General features: G+C 62.4%; 20 protein-coding genes and 1 riboswitch. Of the genes, 14 read left to right on the forward strand and 6 right to left on the reverse strand.

The window, feature by feature from the left end:
• The first annotated feature begins 52 nt into the window (after nt 1-52).
• Nucleotides 53-511, forward strand: coding sequence for a YbaK/EbsC family protein (locus tag FHT79_RS03310; RefSeq protein WP_097544034.1), 459 nt, complete (start codon nt 53-55; stop codon nt 509-511).
• A gap of 85 nt (nt 512-596) precedes the next feature.
• On the forward strand, nt 597-1,619 hold the full coding sequence (locus tag FHT79_RS03315; protein WP_063476090.1) for a Tim44 domain-containing protein: 1,023 nt from the start codon (nt 597-599) through the stop codon (nt 1,617-1,619).
• Nucleotides 1,620-1,645: 26 nt separating this feature from the next.
• On the opposite strand, the gene FHT79_RS03320 is transcribed toward FHT79_RS03315, so the two are convergent.
• On the reverse strand, nt 1,646-2,677 hold the full coding sequence (locus FHT79_RS03320; RefSeq protein WP_132573515.1) for a hydroxyacid dehydrogenase: 1,032 nt from the start codon (nt 2,675-2,677) through the stop codon (nt 1,646-1,648).
• On the opposite strand from FHT79_RS03320, the gene FHT79_RS03325 reads away from it, so the two are divergent.
• The 8 genes from FHT79_RS03325 (at nt 2,676) to cydX (ending at nt 10,906) form a co-directional block, all read left to right on the forward strand.
• The gene (locus FHT79_RS03325; protein ID WP_132573517.1) at nt 2,676-2,873 is read left to right on the forward strand and encodes a hypothetical protein; all 198 of its coding nucleotides are present in this window, start codon (nt 2,676-2,678) and stop codon (nt 2,871-2,873) included. The genes FHT79_RS03320 and FHT79_RS03325 overlap by 2 nt on opposite strands.
• A gap of 98 nt (nt 2,874-2,971) precedes the next feature.
• Entirely contained in the window at nt 2,972-3,571 is a 600-nt protein-coding gene (locus FHT79_RS03330; protein WP_132573519.1) for a HupE/UreJ family protein, read from the forward strand.
• A gap of 287 nt (nt 3,572-3,858) precedes the next feature.
• Nucleotides 3,859-4,437, forward strand: coding sequence for a GbsR/MarR family transcriptional regulator (locus tag FHT79_RS03335; RefSeq protein WP_047613087.1), 579 nt, complete (start codon nt 3,859-3,861; stop codon nt 4,435-4,437).
• A gap of 4 nt (nt 4,438-4,441) precedes the next feature.
• On the forward strand, nt 4,442-6,187 hold the full coding sequence (gene cydD / locus FHT79_RS03340) for a thiol reductant ABC exporter subunit CydD (RefSeq protein ID WP_097544036.1): 1,746 nt from the start codon (nt 4,442-4,444) through the stop codon (nt 6,185-6,187).
• The gene (locus FHT79_RS03345) at nt 6,184-7,872 is read left to right on the forward strand and encodes an amino acid ABC transporter ATP-binding/permease protein (protein WP_132573521.1); all 1,689 of its coding nucleotides are present in this window, start codon (nt 6,184-6,186) and stop codon (nt 7,870-7,872) included. The genes cydD and FHT79_RS03345 overlap by 4 nt, the downstream gene beginning before the upstream one ends.
• 72 nt (nt 7,873-7,944) lie before the next feature.
• Nucleotides 7,945-9,525 (forward strand): cytochrome ubiquinol oxidase subunit I, encoded by a 1,581-nt coding sequence (locus FHT79_RS03350; RefSeq protein WP_047613082.1) that lies wholly within the window; start codon nt 7,945-7,947, stop codon nt 9,523-9,525.
• 5 nt (nt 9,526-9,530) lie between these two features.
• A complete protein-coding gene (gene cydB, locus FHT79_RS03355) occupies nt 9,531-10,685 on the forward strand; it encodes a cytochrome d ubiquinol oxidase subunit II (RefSeq protein WP_132573523.1) in 1,155 nt (384 codons plus the stop codon).
• 98 nt (nt 10,686-10,783) lie between these two features.
• A complete protein-coding gene (cydX, locus tag FHT79_RS03360; protein WP_047613080.1) occupies nt 10,784-10,906 on the forward strand; it encodes a cytochrome bd-I oxidase subunit CydX in 123 nt (40 codons plus the stop codon).
• A gap of 41 nt (nt 10,907-10,947) precedes the next feature.
• On the opposite strand, the gene FHT79_RS03365 is transcribed toward cydX, so the two are convergent.
• The 5 genes from FHT79_RS03365 to FHT79_RS03385 form a co-directional block, all read right to left on the reverse strand.
• Nucleotides 10,948-12,951 (reverse strand): aldo/keto reductase, encoded by a 2,004-nt coding sequence (locus FHT79_RS03365; RefSeq protein ID WP_132573525.1) that lies wholly within the window; start codon nt 12,949-12,951, stop codon nt 10,948-10,950.
• A gap of 36 nt (nt 12,952-12,987) precedes the next feature.
• Nucleotides 12,988-14,070 carry a sn-glycerol-3-phosphate ABC transporter ATP-binding protein UgpC gene (gene ugpC / locus FHT79_RS03370; protein WP_047613076.1) on the reverse strand — a complete coding sequence of 361 codons (1,083 nt, stop codon included), beginning with the start codon at nt 14,068-14,070 and terminating at the stop codon, nt 12,988-12,990.
• A gap of 20 nt (nt 14,071-14,090) precedes the next feature.
• Complete coding sequence (locus FHT79_RS03375) at nt 14,091-14,927, reverse strand: carbohydrate ABC transporter permease (RefSeq protein WP_028757497.1); 837 nt, start codon at nt 14,925-14,927, stop codon at nt 14,091-14,093.
• Nucleotides 14,924-15,784: a sugar ABC transporter permease gene (locus FHT79_RS03380; RefSeq protein ID WP_183902964.1), complete on the reverse strand. Its 861-nt coding sequence runs from the start codon at nt 15,782-15,784 to the stop codon at nt 14,924-14,926. Before FHT79_RS03380 ends, FHT79_RS03375 begins: the two co-directional genes overlap by 4 nt.
• An 83-nt stretch (nt 15,785-15,867) precedes the next feature.
• Nucleotides 15,868-17,142 (reverse strand): extracellular solute-binding protein, encoded by a 1,275-nt coding sequence (locus FHT79_RS03385; RefSeq protein ID WP_028757495.1) that lies wholly within the window; start codon nt 17,140-17,142, stop codon nt 15,868-15,870.
• Nucleotides 17,143-17,228: 86 nt separating this feature from the next.
• Here FHT79_RS03385 and FHT79_RS03390 point away from each other — a divergent pair, with 86 nt between their 5' ends.
• The 4 genes from FHT79_RS03390 (at nt 17,229) to FHT79_RS03405 (ending at nt 21,321) form a co-directional block, all read left to right on the forward strand.
• Nucleotides 17,229-18,146: a helix-turn-helix domain-containing protein gene (locus FHT79_RS03390; RefSeq protein ID WP_028757494.1), complete on the forward strand. Its 918-nt coding sequence runs from the start codon at nt 17,229-17,231 to the stop codon at nt 18,144-18,146.
• A 213-nt stretch (nt 18,147-18,359) separates the two neighbouring features.
• Nucleotides 18,360-18,468: riboswitch (guanidine-I (ykkC/yxkD leader) on the forward strand.
• Between the two features lie 74 nt (nt 18,469-18,542).
• A complete protein-coding gene (locus FHT79_RS03395; RefSeq protein ID WP_028757493.1) occupies nt 18,543-19,616 on the forward strand; it encodes a putative urea ABC transporter substrate-binding protein in 1,074 nt (357 codons plus the stop codon).
• A gap of 65 nt (nt 19,617-19,681) precedes the next feature.
• Nucleotides 19,682-20,500 (forward strand): ABC transporter permease, encoded by an 819-nt coding sequence (locus FHT79_RS03400; protein WP_097544042.1) that lies wholly within the window; start codon nt 19,682-19,684, stop codon nt 20,498-20,500.
• Nucleotides 20,497-21,321, forward strand: a complete 825-nt coding sequence (locus tag FHT79_RS03405; protein ID WP_097594811.1) for an ABC transporter ATP-binding protein — start codon at nt 20,497-20,499, stop codon at nt 21,319-21,321. Before FHT79_RS03400 ends, FHT79_RS03405 begins: the two co-directional genes overlap by 4 nt.
• Nucleotides 21,322-21,323 lie beyond the last annotated feature (2 nt).

Here is a 21,323-nt window from a genome sequence, read left to right on the forward strand (position 1 = left end):
ACGGGCGTCTTTTACGCTTCAAATTGCGCTTTTCCTGCGTTAACTTCCCGCCATGAGCCTCGAATCCGTCCGCGCCTTTCTCAGCGTCCACGCACCCGATATCGAAATCATCGAAACCGCCGAGAACTCCTCGACGGTGGCGCTTGCCGCCGAAGCCCACGGTGTCGAGCCGGCCCAGATCGCCAAGACGATCTGCCTGCGCGTCGGCGAGCAGATGATGCTGGTCGTTGCCGGCGGCACGGCAAGGCTCGACAATCGCAAGTTCAAGGACACCTTCGGAGCCAAGGGGCGCATGCTCGACGCCGAAGAGGTGGTGGCGGTCACCAGCCATCCGGTCGGCGGCGTCTGCCCTTTCGGCCTGCCCTCGCCGCTGCCCATTTATTGCGATATCTCGCTGAAACGTTTCGAGGAAGTCGTGCCGGCGGCCGGCTCGACGAATTCGGCCGTGCGCATCGAAACCGGACGGCTGGCCGAGCTGACCGGCGCCAGCTGGGTCGATGTCTGCCAGTAAAACTGGCCGAAGAACTTCACACCGGGGAAAGACTACCTATATTACCTCTCGACATGCCGTCATTGTGCATGACAGGAGATCAGGAATGCCGAGTGCCGTTTCGCGTTTTGCCAAGATCGCGGCAATTGCCGCACTGACGAGCGCTACCGTTTTTGCTTCCCTCGACGATGCCGAGGCGCGCCGCGCCGGTAGCGGCGGTTTCGGAAGTCGCGGCACGCGCACCTTCCAGGCTCCGCCCGTCACCAGCACCGCGCCCGGGACTGCGGCACCGATCGAAAGATCGATGACGCCGCGTCCACCGACCACGGCACCGGCGACCGCGCAGCAACCTTTCGGCACCCAGCGCCCTGGTCTCTTCGGCGGCTTCGGCCGTTCGATGATCGGCGGCCTGATTGCCGGCGGCCTTCTCGGCATGCTGCTCGGTCACGGTTTCGGCGGCGGCTTCGGTTTTCTCGGCATGCTGCTGCAGATCGCGCTGATCGGCGGCGCCGTCATGCTCGCCATGCGTTATTTCGCCAATCGCCGCCAGCCTTCCTACGGCGTCGGCGGCCAGAGCCGATCCTCGCCACAGTCCTATGGCCAGCAATCCTATAGCATGTCGCCTGCCGGCAATTCGTCCTTCCACATCCCGGCGATCGGTTCGGGCGCCGGTTCAGCTTCGTCTTCGCGCGGCAACCGCCCGAGCGACGAGATCGGACTGGCGCAGGCCGATCTCGATCAGTTCGAGGAACTGTTGACCAGCGTTCAGACCGCCTATGGCGCTGAAGATTACGGCACGTTGCGGCGCCTGACGACGCCCGAGGCCATGTCCTATCTTGCCGAGGAACTCGGCGAAAACGCCACCAACGGCGTGCGCAACCGCGTTTCCGACGTCAAGCTGCTGCAGGGAGACATTGCCGAAGCCTGGCGCGAGGACGGGCAGGAATTTGCCACGCTCGCCATGCGCTACTCCTCGATCGACGCCATGATCGAACGCGACAGCGGCCGTGTCGTTTCCGGCGACGACCGCCGCCCGAGCGAAAGCGTCGAGGTCTGGACCTTCGTGCGCAAGCCGGGCGCCGACTGGAAGCTCGCCGCGATCCAGGGCACGGAGCAACGCGCCGCGTGATGCGGCGCGCAAAGCCGATACTCTCTTTAATTCACTGCGACCGGTTTGGAACGCATGCGGGAAACCGTCTCGCGTTCCGCCCGCTTGCAGCGCATCGGCGGCAGGCCGCGATCCATCAGGTCCATGTCTTCGAGCACCATCTCGCCCATCTTCTTGAAGGCGCTGTCGAGTGCGCCGGCGCGATGCGCCGAGCGGATGAAGCCCTTCAGGCTCCGCACCGGATGATCGGCCGGCAACGGCTCTTCAGGGTAGACGTCGCTCGCCGCGACGATATGGCCTGACGAGACGGCCGCCATCAGCGCATCGAAATCGACGACATCGGCGCGGCTGAGCAGGATGAAGGCGGCGCCCTTGCGCATGCTGGCGAAGGCCTCGGCGCCGAGAAATCCCCTGTTCTCGCTGGTGACGGCGGCGACGACGAAGATGAAATCGCTCTTCGTCATAACGTCCTCCAGGCTTGCCGGCTCGACGCCGTTTTCCTCAAGGATCGATTGCGGCAGCCAGGGATCGAACACCCGGATGCGGGCTCTGAAGCCGGACAGCACTCGTCGCAGCACCTTGCCGAGATCGCCGAAGCCGACAATGCCGATCTCGGAGCCGGCGAGCAGCCGCGCACTCGAATTGCCCTCCCCGCCCCAGAGTTCGCTGCCCTGGCGGAAGGCGACATCCGCATCGACGATGCCGCGCGCCAAGGCCAGCGCGAAACCGAGACCGATTTCGGCGACCGGCTCGGCAAAGACCTGGCCTGTGGTCACGACATGGATGCCGCGCTCGAACAGCACCTCATAGGGCATGTTGTTGAGAAGATTGCTTTCGACATTGAGGATCGAGCGCAGGGCCGGCATCCGTCCCAGCGTTTCCGCCGAAAGCGGCGGCTGGCCGATGATGTAGCGCGCCTTGCCGAGGATCTCGTCGCCGAGGGCCGCGATATACTCGGGGTCGGCCTCGATGACCTCGTATTTTGCATGCAGTTCGGCGCGCGCCTTGTTACTGAAGATCAGGTCGAGCGTGCGCGGCTCGGGGGCGCTGATCGCCAGCGGCCGTTCGGTGTTCGTCATGGGCATCTCCTCCACCGCGGCGGCTTGCGCCATCTCCGCCGGACGATTGATAGCCGCTGTGCGCGATCGTTTCCAGTTCGCGGAAAAGAACTTTAGAAAACGAGGGCGCTCGGCGCCGAGAGACGCTATCGAAAGCGGCATCTGCCTATCAGATAAGCAATTGAATCGGCTTGGTATTTCGCGGCATTTTCGTTGACGGCGGGAATTCTTTGAACTAGCGTGATGCACGCGACTTGGAACCATGCCTGTGTTCGGCGGCCGCAGGATATTCGAAAACTCACGAGGGAATGAGCAATGAAATCAGCACTCAAGAGCGGTCTGCTTGCCTTGGCTGCCGCAGCGCTTCCAGCCGCCGCCTACGCCCATCCCGCCATCGGCGAAGCCGCCGGCTTCAGCCATGGCTTTGTCCATCCGATCTCTGGCCTCGATCATGTCCTCGCCATGGTGATGGTCGGTGTTTTCGCATTTCAGCTGGGCGGCCGCGCCACCTGGCTCGTGCCGACGACCTTCGTCTTGGTGATGGCACTTGGTGGTGTCCTCGGCGCTACCGGCGTCAATATTCCCTTCGTTGAAACCGGCATCGCGCTTTCCGTCGTCGTCCTCGGCGCCATCGTCGCGCTCAATGTCAAGGCGCCGCTCGCCGCAACACTCGGTATCATCGGCCTCTTCGCCATCTTCCACGGTCATGCACATGGTGCCGAAATGCCGGAAAATGCCGCCGGTGCTGCCTATGCTGCCGGCTTCATGATCGCGACCGCACTGCTGCATGCCGCCGGCCTCACGCTTGGTTACCTCATCGGCCGCGCCGGTGAACGTCAGGGGCTTTTTGTGACGCGTACGGCAGGCGGCATTGCCGCCATATCGGGCGTCGGTATCCTGGCCGGCTTGATCTGAGCCTGGCATTTCTGAACAAATACGAGGCGGCGTCCTAGACATCTCAATCCGACAGAACGCCCGGCATGCCTAGCGCATCGCCGGGCGTTTCTGCGTCATCGCTGCAAAGGGCTCCGGATTTGACCCAAGTCAAATTCAGCGGCGTTGCGCCCGGCTATAGATAGCCAACGATCAACGACGGGACACCCAAATTGACGCAGGCCTCCCTTGCCGATTGCCGGCGAGACGCGAAAGTTAGTATATTAATTTCAGAAATTTCTGAAATCACAGACGCAACGGAAATGATCATGAACCTTCCGCCTCTCGTCCAGTCCTTTGTTCTCCATTTCGGCGAAATGGGATCCCGCTGGGGAATCAACCGCACAGTCGGCCAGATCTACGCCCTGCTCTTCGTTTCTCCGGCGCCGCTCTGCGCCGAGGAGATTGCCGAGTCGCTCGGTATCTCGCGCTCCAATGTGTCGATGAGCCTGCGCGAACTGCAAGCCTGGAACCTCGTTCTTCTCAAACACAGGCCGGATGATCGCCGCGATTTCTTCACGACGCCAGATGATGTCTGGCACATATTGAGGACGCTTGCCGAGGAGAGAAAGAAGCGGGAAGTCGATCCGACGCTGTCCGTTCTGCGCGAAATCCTGATGCAGCGGCCGGCGAGCGACGCCGAGCGCCATGCGCAGCAGCGGATGAGCGAGATGCACACGCTGATCGAGCAGCTGACGCATTGGTATGACGACGTAAAACAACTTGAAACGGAAAGGCTCGCAACGCTACTCTCGCTGGGTGCGAAAGTGACCAAGCTTCTGGAGGCCAAGGACCGGGTCGTTTCGCTCGGCCGCAGCCGCCGGCCAAATCCTGCGAACAAGAGTTAGCGCCATGGGCACTGCTTTCTTCGACGCGAAGGACAGACAAGAGGCCGAGCCGATGCCGGAGGGCGATCCTGTCTCGCCTGTCACAGGTCCCAATGGTGCGAAAGGCGGGCTGCGCAGAGCGGCAATGCTGCAGGCGCTGGGCGCCGCCATCTGGATCCCGCAGGCCGGGTTGCTGGCCGTCTCGGTCGGCCGCATCGCCGATGGCGGCGGATGGCATGACGCTCTATGGCTAGCCCTCGGCATCCTTGTCCTCGGGTTTGCAAGAAGCTGTCTCGACGCGGCCGGCGGCCGCCTGGCCTTTCATGCCGCGCGCGGCGAGCTCAGCCGCAGGCGGAAGATCGCCGCCGCGGCACTTTCCATGTCGTCGCCGATCGATCGCAGCCGGCCGGCCTCCGGCAAAGCCGCAAGTGTGCTTGGCGAACAGGCCGAACTCATCGTGCCTTACCTCGCCCGTTTTCAGCCGGCGCGCATGAAGGCGAGCCTCGTGCCGCTCATCATCCTTGCCTTCATCCTTCCGGTCTCCTGGATCGCCGCGCTGGTTTTGCTGTTCGCCGCGCCGCTGATCCCGATCTTCATGGCGTTGATCGGCTGGCGTGCCCAGGCGGCCAGCGAAAGACAGCTGGTTGCGACCGGCGGCCTCAACGGCTTCCTGCTCGATCGGCTGCGTGGACTGGCGACGATCCGCGCGCTCGACGCGGTGGATGCAACCGCCCTGCGGCTGCGTTCGGAAGCGGAATCGCTGCGAGTGCGCACCATGGCGGTTCTGAAGATCGCCTTTCTGTCCTCGGCCGTGCTTGAGCTTTTCGCAGCCCTCGGCGTGGCGATGATAGCCGTCTACGTCGGCTTCAGCCTGCTCGGCGAAATCCGCTTCGGCACTTGGTCAGGCCGGCTCGACCTGACGGAGGGATTGTTCATCCTGCTGCTGGCGCCGGCCTTCTTCGAACCGTTGCGTGAACTTTCGGCCGTCTGGCACGATCGGGCGGCGGGCGAAGCGGCGCTGAAAGCCATGGACGCCATCGCTGCCGACGGCCTGTCCATCCAAGGAGCAGTCGAAGTCGCGCCGGCGGTACCTGCCGTCGCCAAAACGCCTGATATCCACCTTGAAAATCTCGCCTTTCGCTACGCCGCCGACGAACCGTTGGTGCTCGACGATTTCAACCTCGATATCGTAGCCGGCGAACATCTGGCGCTTCTCGGCGCCAGCGGTTCCGGTAAATCGACGCTTCTTTCGTTGATTTCAGGACTGGCGCCCTGCACCGATGGCCGGATCGTCATCGGTGGCATCGAGCTTGCGGACGATACCGCCGCCGTCCTGCGCGGCAGCATGGCGTGGATCGGCCAGAGACCGCATATTTTTGCCGGTACCATCGCTAGCAATATCGCGCTCGGCAGGCCCGGCATGCTGCGCGGCGATCTGACGGATGCGCTCGATGCCGCGAGACTGCGAAAGGTTGCCGAGGCCTATGGCAGCCGGCCGCTCGGCGAGGGCGGAATCGGACTTTCCGGCGGCGAGGCGCTGCGGCTGGCGATCGCGCGGGCCGCCTGCAATCCGCATCTTAGGATCATCCTTGCCGACGAGCCGACTGCGCATCTCGACGCCGCCACCGCCGCCGAGGTGACCGAGAGCCTGCTTTCGCTCGCCAGGGACCGTATCTTGATCGTTGCGACCCACGATCCGCTGCTTGCCGCCCGCATGCATCGCATCATGCGCATCGACACTGACCTCGTCATGAGGGAGGCCGCCGAATGAGCACATTTGCTACAAACCTCAAGCCGATCCTGCGACTCTTCTTTGCCGAACGCCGGCGTGCGCTGCTGCTGGGCGCAGCACTTTCGGCGGCGACGGTGACGGCCGGCATCGCCCTGCTCGGCCTGTCCGGCTGGTTCATCACCGCCACCTCGCTCGCCGGTCTTTCCGTCGCCGCCATCACCTTCGACGTCTTTGCGCCGTCGGCCGGCATCCGCCTGCTCGCCATCGTCCGGACGGCCGCGCGCTACGGCGAGAGGCTTGCGACGCATGATGCAACGCTCGGCGTGCTCGCCGCCCTGCGCGAAAGGCTGTTTCGCGGCTTTGCCGAACCGAGTGCGGCTCGCACCCTGCTCTATCGTCCCGCAAGGCTGCTCTTCCGGCTGACGGCCGATATCGATGCACTCGATTCCCTCTATTTGCGCATTCTCGTGCCGGCTGCGGTGGCGATCGGCGCAGCGCTGGCAGCAAGCCTCGCACTGGGGCTGATGCATCCCGTGTTCGGTCTGTGTTTCGGCCTTTTTCTCGCCGGCGCCGGGCTCGGCCTGCCTCTGATCGCCGGCCTGGCGGCGCGCAAACATGCCCGCAGGCGCGCCCATGGTATCGAGGGTTTGCGGTCGCGGACGATCGATCTCGTCGCCGGCCAGACCGATCTCCTGATGGCTGGTCGGCTTGCCGCGCAGAGACATGCGATCATGGCAGCCGACAGCTATGCCGCCCACGCCGACGACCGGCTGAACCGTGTCGAAACCGGCCTGACATTCGGCTTCGGCCTCGTTTCGACGCTGCTGTTGACGGCATCGCTGCTTGCCGTCGCAGCGCTTGCGGAAGCCAAGGTGATTACCGCTCCCGTCGCCGCGCTCGGCCTGCTCGTCGCCTTTGCCGCGGTCGAACCCTTTGCAGCACTACGCCGCGGCGCCCTGGAACTCGGCAGAACGCTGCTCGCGGCAGCGCGGATCGCGCCGCGGTTTGCCGCCGCGACAGAACCCGAACCATTGGCAGCGCCTTTGCCGGGATATGCTTTCTCACTGGCTGATGTGTCAGCCTTCCATGAAAACTCCGCCGCGCCGGCGCTTGAGGGTATCGAACTCACGCTTCAACAGGGCGAACGTCTCGCCGTCATCGGCAGCAGCGGCGCCGGCAAGTCGAGCCTGCTTGCTCTCCTTTCCGGCGAGTTGCCGGCCCGGACGGGAAGTGTTGCCGTGACAACGGCGACCCTGCTGACGCAACGGACGGAACTCTTCGAGGACAGCCTGCGCGGCAACCTCTGTCTTGCGAACCCGGATGCCAGCGAGGGCCGTCTTCTTGAGGTGCTCGCCGCCGCCGGCCTGCTTGCCGATATCGAGGCCATGCCGCGGGGGATCGATACGCCGCTCGGCGAAGGCGGGATCGGTCTTTCCGGCGGCCAGTCGCGCCGGCTGGCGCTTGCCCGGCTCTTCCTGCGCGACACGCCGCTCTGGCTGCTCGATGAACCGACAGAGGGTCTCGACGGCGCCACCGCCCGTGACGTGATCGGCCGGCTGTCGAGCATGGCGGCAGGCCGGTCGCTGGTGATCGCCACGCATATCCGTCGCGAGGCTGATATCGCCGACCGCATCGCCGTCATCGAAGGCGGCCGCATCTCAGAGATTTCGCGCCGCGGAGAGGCGGCGTTCGAAAAGGCGCTTAACCGGCTTCGGCCGGATTGAGCAAACATGCCCTCACGCGCCGGCCGGCGCGGAGGAACGCTTTGTATCCCGTGGGACCGTGGGAGAAAGATAATGGAACTAGATATCGTCGCGCTATCGCGCTTCCAATTCGCGCTGACGGCGCTTTACCACTTCCTGTTTGTGCCCTTGACGCTCGGCCTGTCCGTGCTCCTGGCGATCATGGAAACCGTCTATGTCATGACCGGTCGCCAGATCTGGCGGCAGATGACGAAATTCTGGGGCACGCTGTTCGGCATCAACTTCGTAATCGGCGTCGCTACCGGCATCGTCATGGAATTCCAGTTCGGCATGAACTGGAGCTATTACAGCTATTATGTCGGCGACATCTTCGGGGCGCCGCTGGCGATCGAAGGCCTCATGGCCTTCTTCCTCGAGGCGACCTTCGTCGGGCTGTTCTTCTTCGGCTGGGACAAGCTGTCGAAGGTCGGGCATCTCGTTGCCACCTGGGCGGTGGCGCTCGGCTCGAATTTTTCGGCACTCTGGATCCTCATCGCCAATGGCTGGATGCAGAACCCGGTGGGATCGGCGCTCAACCCGCAGACGATGCGTATGGAGATCACCAGCTTTTTCGACGTGGTCTTCAATCCGGTGGCCCAGGCGAAATTCGTCCACACGGTGTCGGCGGGTTACGTCTGCGCCTCGATCTTCGTGCTCGGCGTCTCGGCCTGGTATGTGTTGAAGGGCCGGCATATCGAGCTTGCCAAGCGCTCGATGACGGTGGCCGCCTCCTTCGGCCTCGCCTCGGCACTTTCCGTCGTCGTGCTCGGCGATGAGAGCGGGTATCTCGCCACCGAAAACCAGAAGATGAAGCTCGCCGCGATCGAGGGTATGTGGAAGACGGAGCCCGCTCCGGCAGCCTTCACCGCCTTCGGGTTCCCCGATCAGGAGGCGCGCGAGACGCATTTTGCCGTGCATATTCCCTGGGTCATGGGCCTGATCGGCACACGGTCGCTGACGACCGAGATCCCCGGCATCGACAAGCTCGAACAGCAAGCCGAAACCCGCATCCGCGACGGCATCAAGGCTTACGACGCGCTGATGCAGATCCGTTCGGCACCGGCACAGGATCAGGTTGCGCAGGAAGTGCGCAGCTCCTTCGAGGATCTCGGCCATGATCTCGGTTATGCCCTTCTTCTGAAGCGCTACGTCGACGATCCTCGCCAGGCGACCGACGAGCAGATCGTCCAGGCCGCGCGTGATACGATCCCGCACGTGCCGACGCTGTTCTGGTCGTTCCGCATCATGGTCGGCCTCGGGATCTTCTTCATCCTGCTGACCGCCACCTTCTTCTGGCTGTCGGCGCGCCGCCATCTCGACAAATATCCGCTGCTTCTGAAGATTGCCGTGCTGGCGATCCCCCTGCCCTGGGTCGCCATCGAACTCGGCTGGGTCGTCGCCGAGTTCGGCCGCCAGCCCTGGGTGATCGAAGGCGTTCTGCCGACGGCTGCCGCCGTCTCCAGTCTCGGCGCCAGCACGGTGCTTCTGACCATCATCGGTTTTGGCGCACTTTATACGGTGCTGATCGTCATCGAGATGAGCCTGATGATCAAGGCGATTCGCCAAGGACCGGAGCCGGACGACGAGCCGGAAGCCGTTCTGATTTCCGAAACCCTCGTCCCGGCCGCGGAGTGACTGTCATGATCCTTCACGAACTCATCGATTATGAAAGCCTGCGTCTCATCTGGTGGCTGCTGCTCGGCGTATTGCTGATCGCCTTTGCAACGACGGGCGGCTTCGACCTCGGCGTCGGCACGCTTCTGCCTTTCGTCGCCAGGACCGACACGGAACGGCGCGTGGCGATCAACACCATCGGCGCCACCTGGGAGGGCAACCAGGTCTGGCTGATCCTCGGCGGCGGCGCCATTTTCGCAGCCTGGCCGCCGCTCTATGCGGTTTCCTTCTCGGGCTTTTACCTGGCGATGTTTGCGATCCTCTTCGCGCTCATCCTGCGCCCGGTCGGTTTTAAATACCGGTCGAAGCGGGAAAGCGCCACTTGGCGGAGCGGCTGGGACTGGGCGCTCTTCATCGGCGGTTTCGTGCCGTCGCTGATCTTCGGCGTTGCCGTCGGCAATGTGCTGCAGGGCGTGCCCTTCCGCTTTGCCGACGATATGCGGATCTTCTACGAAGGTTCGTTCTTCGCCCTGCTCAACCCCTATGCGCTGCTCTGCGGCCTGCTTTCCCTAGCCATGTTGACGATGCATGGAGCGGCATGGCTGGTGTTGAAGGCAAGCGGCCCGGTGGCCGAACGTGCCAGACGCTATGGCAGCATCGCCGCTCTTGCCGTCATCGTGCTTTTCGCACTCGGCGGCCTCGTCCTGTGGATCGGTGTCGGCGGCTATCGCATCACCAGCGATATCAGCCCGATCGGTCCCTCCAACCCGCTGCTGAAGACCGTGGCGCTGGAGAAAGGCGCGTGGCTGACCAACTACGCTGCCCATGCGTGGATGATCATCGCGCCCGTGCTCGGCTTCGTCGGCGCGGCACTGGCCTTCATTGCCATGCGGGCAAAACGCGAGGTGATGACGCTGCTGTTCAGCAAGGTGGCGATCCTTGGCATCATCTCCACGGTCGGCCTGTCGATGTTCCCGTTCATCCTGCCCTCCTCACTCGATCCGCGATCGAGCCTGACGGTCTGGGATGCATCCTCCAGCCACATGACGCTGTTCATCATGCTGGTGGTGACGGTGATCTTCCTGCCGATCATCTTCGCCTACACGGTCTGGGTCTACAAGGTTCTGTGGGGCAAGGTCGATGAGAAGTCCATCACCGACAAAAATAGCCACGCTTACTAGAGCGGCTCAGTAGAACCGCTCTAACCTTTTGTTTTTACGCAATTCCCGGCAAAAGCGCTTCACGCTTTGCCTGGAATTGCTCTGAAGGAGACGAAACGATGTGGTATTTTGCATGGATGCTCGGCCTGCCGCTGGCCGCCGCCTTCGCCGTCCTCAACGCCATGTGGTATGAGCTGATGGACGATGCCGCCCGGAAGAGGGCTTCCGAGTCACGCAAGTAGAATGGAAAGGGCGCGACGTGAACCGCGCCCTTTCCTATTGGTCAGCCTTCCAGCCACTTCACCTGATCGGGCGTCAGCTTGATGTCGAGCGCCGAGAGACTGTCTTCCAGCTCGGCGACGGTGCGCGGCCCGATCAGCGGAATGACCGGGAAAGGCTGGGCGATCACATAGGCGAGCGCGATATGGATCGGATTGCGGCCGAGCTTGTTGGCCAGCTCGATGGCGCGGTCGCGGCGTCCGAAGTTGCGCTCGGAATACCAGACCCGCACGATCTCCTCATCGTCTCGCTTGTCGCGGCCGGCACGGTCGGTGAAGAAGCCGCGGCCCTGGCTCGACCAGGCAAAGTTCGGGATCTGCTTCTCGTTCAGCCACTTCTTCCAGTCGTCGTCGGAAGCGGCGACGCAACCGGCCCAGATCGGATCGAGCATTTCGGCGAGCGAGAAGTTGTTGGAGAGTGCTGCCGGCGCCGCCTTGCCGGTCTTTTCGGCATAAGCGATCGCCTCGTCGAAACGCGCCCTTGTCCAGTTCGAGCCACCGAAGATGCCGCGAATGCGGCCACGCTTGACCTCGGCATCCATGGCATCGACGAACTCGCTGACGGGCACGTCGGTGTTGTCGCGATGCATGAAATAGATGTCGACATAATCGGTCTTCAGCCGGGAAAGCGACTGGTCGAGCTGCTTTGCGATCATATCGGGATAGCAGAGCGGCGAATGCGCACCCTTGCCGATCAGCACGATCTCTTCGCGCGGCACCTTTCGGCTCGTGTGCCAGTCGCCGAAGATCGCTTCCGTCTTGCCGCCGCCATAGACATAGGCCGTGTCGAAGGCATTGCCGCCGGCTTCGTAGAAGGCGTCGAGCGTCAGCGAGGCAGAGGCGAAGTTCGGGAAGAACTCGAAGCCGAGCGTGACGACCGAGGCCGGCTTGGAAATGCCGGGGATCTGACGCTGCGGAATGCTGTTGCCACGCGCGACCGTGCCGCCTGATATGTTTGTCGTGCGCTTGCTGGCTTTCTCAACGCCGTATTCCAGACCGACCGAGGCACGCCATTGGTCGAGCACGCGCAGGTTTCCGATCGAATCCGCCCAGCTCATGCCGGGAGAGCTGAATTCCGTCTTACCGGCGCGGATGGCGTCACCCGCCGCATCGGCCTCGAAGGAGTAAAGCCAGCGGTCTTCCCTGAGCTCGACGGTTTCCCGGCTGCCGCCCTTGAAGATCTCGATCTTGCCGACGCCGCCCTTGTGGCCGGAGGCGAACCAGAAGTCCTGGACCTCGATCCGGCCTTCCGAGCCGATGATGCGCAGCACATTGTCCTGATTCGCCATGATCGAGCAGGAGACTTCGGCGATGATCTCGTTCGGGAACTTCAGCACGGCAGAGGCCCATTCATCGACGCCGCTCTCTCCGAGATGGGCGACGCCCGAGACCTTCTCGGGTTCGAGGAAGGCCTTGCCCTGCGCCGCGCCGGCAATCAGCCGGGCCATCGAAACCGGATAACCGCCAACATCGAGAATGCCGCCGCCGGCGGTATCATTGGCGAAAAGCCGGTGTTCCGGCCTATAGCTGCCCATGTTGAAGCCGAAGCTCGAACGGATGATGCGGACGGTGCCGATGACGCCGCTTTTGACGAGCTCGACCAGCTTCTCCGTCTGCGGATGCACGCGGTACATGAAGGCCTCGCCGGCAAAGACGCCGGCCTTTTTCGCCTCGTAGTAAACGGCTTCGGCATCATAGGCCGACAGCGCGATCGGCTTTTCCACCAGGATGTGCTTGCCGGCGCGGGCGGCCTTGATCGCCCATTCGGCATGGCCGGTATGGGGCACGGAGATATAGACGGCATCAACCTCAGGGTCGGAAAGCAGCGCCTCGTAGCCATTGACGATGCGGGCGCCGGGGAAATTTTCGGCAAGGCCGGGTTTTGCAGGATTGCGGGTGGCGATCGCCACCAGCTTTCCCGTGCGAGAATGGGCGACGCCGTCGGCAAAGGTGCGGGCGATGGTGCCGGGGCCGATGATGCCCCAGCGGATCGGTTGATCTGAACTCATGGAAAATCCTCTTTCGTCTTTCGGTCTTGGGATAGGTTAGCGAAGCCGCCTGCCGGCGCCGTCGAAAAGGAATGTGCGGTTGGCGGGAAGGCCGACCGTCAGCGTCTCGCGATTGCCGGCGACGCGGGATTCCGGCCGCTCGATGATCAGTTGCTCGGGGCCGATGGTGGCGTAGATGTAGCTGGTATTGCCGAGGTGTTCGGCGACGTCGATGGTGACGGTGAGGTCGGCATCGCCCATGCCCGCATCGACGAAATGTTCGGGACGAATGCCGAGCGTCACCTTCGCGCCGGCTTCGATCGGATCGGCGACGGGCAGCGACAGCCGTGTATTGGTATCACTTTCCAGCGCGATCACCGCCCTGCCCGGCTGCGTCTCGATCACCACGGCCTTCAGAAAATTCATCTTTGGCGAGCCGACGAAACCGGCGACGAACTGGTTGGCGGGGTCGTCGTAAAGGTCGAGCGGCGCGCCGATCTGCTCGATATTGCCGGCGCGCAACACGACGATCCTGTCGGCGAGCGTCATCGCCTCAGTCTGGTCGTGGGTGACATAAATCATCGTCGTGCCGAGCTGCTTGTGCAGCCGGGAGATTTCGACGCGCATCTGCACGCGCAGTTCCGCATCGAGGTTCGACAAGGGTTCGTCGAACAGGAAGACCTGGGGTTCGCGGACGATGGCGCGGCCGATGGCGACGCGCTGGCGCTGACCGCCGGAAAGCTGCTTCGGCCGCCGCTTCATCAACTCGGTGATCTGCAGGATCTCGGCGACATGGCGCACGCGCCGTTCAGTGTCGGCTTTCGGATTGCCGTTCATGCGCAGCCCGAAGCTCAGATTTTCCTCGACGGTCAGGTGCGGATAGAGCGCATAGGACTGGAACACCATGGCGATGCCGCGATCGGCCGGCTCGACATCATTGACGACCCTGCCGCCGATCTGAAGCTCGCCCGAGGTGATGTCCTCGAGGCCGGCGATCATCCTGAGCAGCGTGGACTTGCCGCAGCCGGAGGGGCCGACGAAGACGACGAATTCGCCGTCCTTCACCTCCAGATTGGCGCCGTGGATGATCTCAAAGCCGCCGAAGCGCTTGACGATGTTGCTGAGTGAAAGCTCTGCCATGCGGCCTCCCTATTGTTCGATTATTTGATTGCGCCGGCCGCGATGCCGGCGATGAAATGGCGCTGGAGAGCCACGAAGACGACGAGGATCGGCGCCGTCAGCAGCACCGCGCCGGCCATGATGCCGCCCCAAGAGACCTTGGTGAGGCCGATCAGCGTTCCCAATGCCACCGGCGCCGTCATCATTCCCGGTTTGGAATTGATCAGAAGCGGCCAGAGGTAGTTGTTCCACGAGGCCAGGAACAGGATGATCGCCAGTGCGGCCATGGTCGGACGCGCCAGCGGCAGCGCGATGCGCAGGAAGATCTGCCATTCCTTGACGCCTTCGACCCGGGCCGCATCAAAGAGTTCGCCCGGCATCATCGAGAAGGATTGCCGCATGAACAGCACGCCGAGTGAATTGAACAACGGTGGCACGATCAGCGCCACCCAGGTGTTTGCCAGCTTGAATTCGCGTGCCACCATGATGAATTGCGGGATGACGACCACCGAAAACGGCAGCGTGATCGTGCCGAGGATGATGGCGATGACGATGGAGCGGCCGACGAAACGGTAACGCGCCAGCGCCCAGCCCGCCATCGAGGTCAGCAGTACCGACAGGACGGTATAGATGAGCGCGACGCCGACGGAGATCACCATGGCGCCGATGAAATCGGTATCGGCCTGCAGGTTCTTGAAATTCTCGACGAAATTGGTCGATGGCCAGAGCACGATATCAGGGCTGAAGATGCCGTTGTCGGGCATGGTCGAGAAGACGAACATCATCCAGAGCGGAAACAGCCAGATTACCGCAAGCGGCGCCAGTGCGGCATGCAACGCGATCTGGCGCAGCAGAAGGGATTGCGATTTGGACTTCATTTCGGATCCCTCCCGACCCAGAGATTGAGAAGCGAGATCGCCACGGCAAGGGCAGCCATCGTATAGGCGATCGCCGAGGCATAGCCGAAGTTCAGCGAAGTGAAGCCCTGGCGGTAGAGCAGCAGGCCGAGGGTCTCGGTGCCGCCGCCGGGACCGCCGCGATTGGTGATCAGGAAGGGCTCGGTGAAGAGCTGCATGGTGCCGATCACCGAAAGAACCACGCAGAAGAGGATGATCGGCTTCAGAAGTGGCAGGGTGATATGAAAGAATTGCTGGATCTTGCTCACCCGGTCGAGAGTCGCCGCCTCGTAGACATCGTCGGGAATCGACTGCAGCCCGGCGAGAATGATGATGGCGTTGTAGCCCGCCCAGCGCCATGTGACGGCGAGGATGATCAGCGCCATGGCGGCATTCGCGTTGTCGAACCAGGAGACCGGGCTGAGACCGACGCAGGAAATCAGCTTGTTGATGATCCCGAAATCGAGGCTGAACATCAGCCGGAAGACGGCAGCATAGGCGACCTCGCCGACGACGACAGGCGCAAAGAAGGCGAAGCGGAAAAGCGGCCGCGCTTTCAGCAGCGGCGAATTGAGCATTACGGCCATGACCGTCGCAAGCGCGATCATCACCGGCACCTGAATCAGCAGGATGATCAGCGTGTTGTAAAGAGCATTGTAGAAGGCCGGGTCGTAGAAGAGCCGGCCCCAATTGGCCTGGAAACTGTATTTCCACGGGTTGATGCGGGTGTTCTGAAAGGAAATCAGGAACGAATTGATGATTGGCCAGACCCAGAAGGTGGCAAAGACCAGCAGATAGGGGGCAAGGAACGCATAGGCGCTCCGGGTTCTGAACGGCATCAAGCCTCCTCCTCACGAACGAATGACCGGCCGCTTTGCAAGCCGGGGGAAAGCCGGGCGCCTGAAGCGCCCGGCATCGTCATTCATTGCGCGATCGGAAGGCCGGTCGCTGAAGCGATCTGCTTGGCGGCATCGTCGAGAGCGGCCTTCGCATCGGGATAGCCGCCGGCAAAGAACTTCGCCTGCGTCGCCTTGAAGATGGCTTCGGCATCACTTTGGAAGGCGGTACCGCGGCTCGGCACGATCTTCGGCAGTGTCGCCAGGATATCAGCCCAGACCTTCTGGCCGCCCCAATAGGGTTGCGGCTCATTGACGAAGGGATCCTTCTCGGCCGAAAGCAGCGACGGAACCAGACCGAACTCCTTCAGCATGGTGATCTGACCCTCATCCGTGCCGAGAGCGTAGTTGACGAATTTCCAGGCGGCTTCCTTATTCGCGGACGTCGCCGAAATGGCGAGCGACGAACCGCCGAGATTGGCCGCATGCGGGCCATCAGCCGTCAGGCTCGGCATTCTGTAGACGCCCCACTTGCCCTTGAGATCGGGAGAGGTCGAGCGCACGGTGCCCTCATACCAACCGCCATACAACTGGCTTGCGGCCTTGCCGGCGGTATTGGCCTGGATCTTTTCGTCCCAGTTGGCCGCCGTCAGCGTGCCGGCGTCCTTCATTTCCTTCACTTTTTGCAGCGAAGCGACGCAGGCCGGCTGGTTGATGGTGATGTTCTGGCCGTCGGTCGAGTAATAGCCGCAGCCCTGTTCATTGGCGATCATGCGGAACCATTCGCTGTCGCCATTGAAGTCTGCCTGCGCCATGACCACGCCGGGATTGGCGGCGGAAATCTTCTTGCCGGCGGCAATGAAATCGTCCCAGGTGCTGATGGTGCTCGGATCGACGCCGGCCTTTTCGTAGAGGTCGCGGCGGTAGAAGACGGCGACAGGGCCGGAATCCCACGGCATGGCGTAAGCGACATCGCCGACCTCGAGCTCAGTGCGCTTGAAGTCAGGGAATTTTGCCTGGATCTCGGGCGTATAGCCGAGCTCTCTCAGATTGGCAAAACAATCCGGGAATCGGCTCCAGAAGATTTCAGCCTCGAAATTCTCGATGCTGACGATGTCAGGCAAGCCGTCGCCGCCGGCGGCGCAGGCAGCGAGCGTCTTGTCGAAGACCTGGCTGTTGCCGAGGTCCTCAACGGTGATTTTGATATCGGGAAACTGCTTGTTGAAGCCTGGAAGCGTGGACTTCAATGCCGATGCGGCGACATTCCAGCTCCAGATGGTGAGATTGGCCGACTGCGCGAATGCGGAGCCGGAAGCAAGCAATGCAACAGCTGCGGTCGCAGCGAGAAGTTTGAAGCGCATTGAAAATCCTCCCTTTTCAATTGCCGATCTTTCACGAACGCGGTTAGACTATCTGTAAGGGAGCGGGTGTCTCCTAAAAAGGGAACATGAATTTGGCGGAAAGTAAGGTCGGCACACGTGCAATCTACCAGCCCGGCGCGAGCAGCATCGAGGGTTTGCCGACCGCGCTGCAGATGTTTCATGCCCATCCGCCTGTTATGGCGATGCCGCACTGGCATGCGCAGGTCGAGGTCAACTACGTGATGCGCGGAACCGTTCACTACCGGATGAGCGACCACGAATTCCGGCTGAACGCCGGCGAAATGTGCCTGTTTTGGGGTGGTCAGCCGCATCAGATGGACGAATCTTCGGATGATTCGCTCTATGCCGGCGCCCATCTGCCGCTCGTCTATTTCTTCCGGCTGCGCTTGCCGATCAGCGTTTCCAGCCGACTGATGAAGGGCGAGACGCTGCTGACTTCGGCAACGGATGCCGCCGACAGCGAGAACTTCACCCGCTGGTTCCGCTATGCCAACTCAGGCGATCCCGCCAAGGCCCAGCACGCCGTCGACGAGCTGCTGCTGCGCATCGAGCGGATCGCGCTCGAACCCTATTCGATGACGTCGCAGGCGGCCATCAATCTCGACGGCGATCACCCCTATCCGCATTCCTCGCGCAGCGTCGCGCGCATGTGCGATTTCATCGCCGCCAATTTCCTGCAGGACATCGATTCGGTCGATATCGCCCGCGCCGCCGATCTGCATCCGAAATATGCGATGAACCTGTTCAAGCGATCGACTGGCATGACGCTCAGCAAATACGTGACGCTGCTGCGGCTGTCGCGCGCTCAGGCGATGCTGATGAGCGAGGGCGCCAACGTGCTGCAGGTGGCGATGGACAGCGGCTTCGGCTCGATCAGCGCCTTCAACAAATCCTTCCGCCACATCGCCGGCATGTCGCCGTCGGACTTCCGCCGTGACATCCGGCTGGTGACGACGGTCCCGGCCGGCGCTTTCCGGAACTAACTCAGGGCAGCCGCAATTCGGCGTTCTGTGCGTTCTGCCTGGGCCCTTGTTTTCCGCTGGGCAAAAAAGAACCAGCGCCTAAGCTGGCGGCAGAATACGCACATTTTCTGTGCAAGTGCATGCACTATTGCATTTTCTGGGGAATTGGCGCCATCGACCTCTCAATAAAATCAACGGTTTATAATTTGGCACGCACTTTGCTTCGATAGTTGCAGAGTTGGTGGCTAGGGTTCCGGCGTCGCAAGGCGTGGCTGGTCCGAGAGCTACCACCGGCAGGGGAGACATCCCGCCGGGTGCACGGCGGGACAAAAGCCCGGGAGACCTCGTAAGCCAAGGGATTGGCGGCACGATGGTCATTGCCGATCCCTTTTGAAGAAAAGCAAAAGGGGAATTTCAATGCAGACTTTTTCGAAGATCCTATCGATCACCGCCCTGACGGCGTCCCTGGCGCTCGGGCTCGGCTCCATCGCCAAGGCCGAACAGAAGGCCGATTTCAAGGTCGCCTGGTCGATCTATGTCGGCTGGATGCCCTGGGGTTATGCTGCTGATCACGGCATCGTCAAGAAATGGGCCGACAAATACGGCATCAAGATCGAGGTCACCCAGTTCAACGACTATGTCGAATCGATGAACCAATATACCGCAGGCGCCTTCGACGCCGTGACGTTGACCAATATGGACGGCCTGTCGATCCCGGCCGCCGGCGGCGTTGATACGACAGCGGTCATCGTCGGCGATTTCTCGAACGGCAATGATGCCGTTATCCTCAAGGACAAGGCAAGCCTTGCCGACATCAAGGGACAGAACGTCAATCTCGTCGAATTTTCCGTTTCGCACTATCTGCTGGCCCGCGCGCTCGAAAGCATCAAGCTGACCGAGCGCGACGTCAAGGTGGTCAACACCTCCGATGCCGACATGGTCGCCGCCTATAAGACGGCTGACGTGACCGCAGTTGTCACCTGGAACCCGCTGGTCTCGACCATCCTCGAGGATCCCACCGCCAAGAAGGTGTTCGACAGCTCGCAGGTGCCGGGCGAGATCATCGACCTGATGGTCGCCAATTCAGGCGTGCTGAAGGACAATCCAAATTTCGGCAAGGCACTCGCCGGCATCTGGTATGAAACCGCTGCACTGCTGACTGCCGACAGTGCCGACGGCAAGGCTGCGCGCGAAGCGATGGGCCAGGCATCGGGCACCGATCTCAAGGGTTTCGAATCCCAGCTTGCCGCCACCAAGCTGTTTGCCAAGCCGGCCGATGCCGTTGCCTTCACTGCCTCAGGCAGCCTGCCGAAGACAATGGATCTTGTCCGCAACTTCCTGTTCGAAAAAGGCTTGCTCGGCAATGGCGCGCCATCGGCCGACGTCATCGGCATCGAAATGCCGGATGGCAAGATCCTCGGCGACAGTGGCAACGTCAAGTTGCGCTTCACCGACACTTACATGAAGGCGGCGGCCGACGGTTCGCTCTGAGCGATGTCCAAGCAGCGGTGCGGTCTTGACCGCGCCGCCCAATCTTCATCAGCGGAGCTTTCCTCATGCGCTGGATCAACACGAGGCCGAGCCGGGGCGCGCAGCTTGCCTTGACGCTGCTGCCCTTCGTGCTGCTGATCGTTGCCTACACGATGGGCTCGGCGGCACGGCTGGCGGAAAACGCCAATGACAAGCTGTTGCCCGGTCTTGCCGGGTTTGCCGATGCGATCGATCGCCTGGCCTTCGTCGCCGATCCGCGCACCGGCGAATATCTGCTCTGGTCCGATACGGGGGCGAGCCTGATCCGCCTGCTTGCAGGTCTCGGCATCTCCACGATCACCGCGCTCGTCATCGGCATGCTGATCGGCATGCTGCCATATCTCCGGGCGCTGCTCTCCCCCTTCGTCGCCGTCATCTCGATGGTGCCGCCGCTGGCGCTGCTGCCGATCCTGTTCATTGCCATGGGGCTCGGCGAAGCCTCGAAGATCGCGCTCATTGTCATCGGCGTTGCGCCGACGATGATCCGCGACCTTGCGCTGAAGGCGCTGGAGCTGCCGCGTGAGCAGATCGTCAAAGCTGAAACGCTCGGCGGCTCCTCCTGGCAGATCGGCCTCCGTGTCGTGCTGCCGCAGATCCTGCCCCGGCTGATCACCTGCCTCCGGCTTCAGCTCGGCCCCGCCTGGCTGTTCCTGATTGCGGCCGAGGCGATCTCGTCGGATTCCGGCCTCGGTTACCGCATCTTCCTCGTGCGCCGCTACCTCTCGATGGACGTCATCTTTCCCTATGTCGTCTGGATCACGCTGCTCGCCGTGGTCATGAATTACATTCTCGATCGCATCCGCATTGCCGTCTTCCCCTGGTCGGAACTGGAGAAGCAGGCATGAGCGAGTTGGTGATCGAAAAGGTCTGGAAGGAATACGGCGACCAGATCGTCCTGGAAGATGTGTCGCTGACTGTCGCCTCGCGCGCCTTCGTCGCCCTCGTCGGTCCCTCCGGCTGCGGCAAGTCGACGTTCCTGCGCATGCTGCTCGGCCAGGAACGGCCAACGCGCGGCACGATCCTGCTGGACGGCGAAGCTCTGCCGCAGGAGCCAGGTCCGGATCGGGGCGTCGTCTTCCAGCGCTATTCGGTTTTCCCGCATCTGACTGTGCTCGGCAATGTGCTGCTGGGGCGGGAACTCTCGGGGTCTCGCTATAAGGCCAAGCTTTTCGGCGCTGCCCGTCGCAACGCCATTGACGAAGCCCGGCGGCTGATCGGTGAAGTCGGCCTTTCCGGCGCCGAGGACAAATATCCGGCGCAACTGTCAGGCGGCATGCAGCAGCGCCTGGCGCTGGCGCAGGCGCTGATCATGAAACCGAAGGTGTTGCTGCTCGATGAGCCCTTCGGCGCGCTCGACCCCGGCATCCGCGCCGAGATCCACACCTTGATGAAGCGGCTCTGGCACGAAACGCAGATGACCGTCGTCATGGTAACGCACGACATGCGCGAGGCCTTCACGCTGGCGACGCGCGTCGTCGCCTTCGAGCGTCGGCGTGACCGCCCGGAGGAAAAGGAGCGCTACGGCGCGACGATCACCAAGGACATTTCGATCTGGCCGCCCAGGCTTGCCGGCGCGCCCTCCGTCTTCAGCCCCGACCGGGACGGCCCGGTCATTTCTCTGGGCCCTCGCCGGGACGACCCGGCTTCCAGTCCGTCAGGAGAATAACC

It is taken from the genome of Rhizobium sp. BK212 (genome assembly GCF_014197475.1).
Taxonomy (GTDB): Bacteria; Pseudomonadota; Alphaproteobacteria; order Rhizobiales; family Rhizobiaceae; genus Rhizobium; species Rhizobium anhuiense.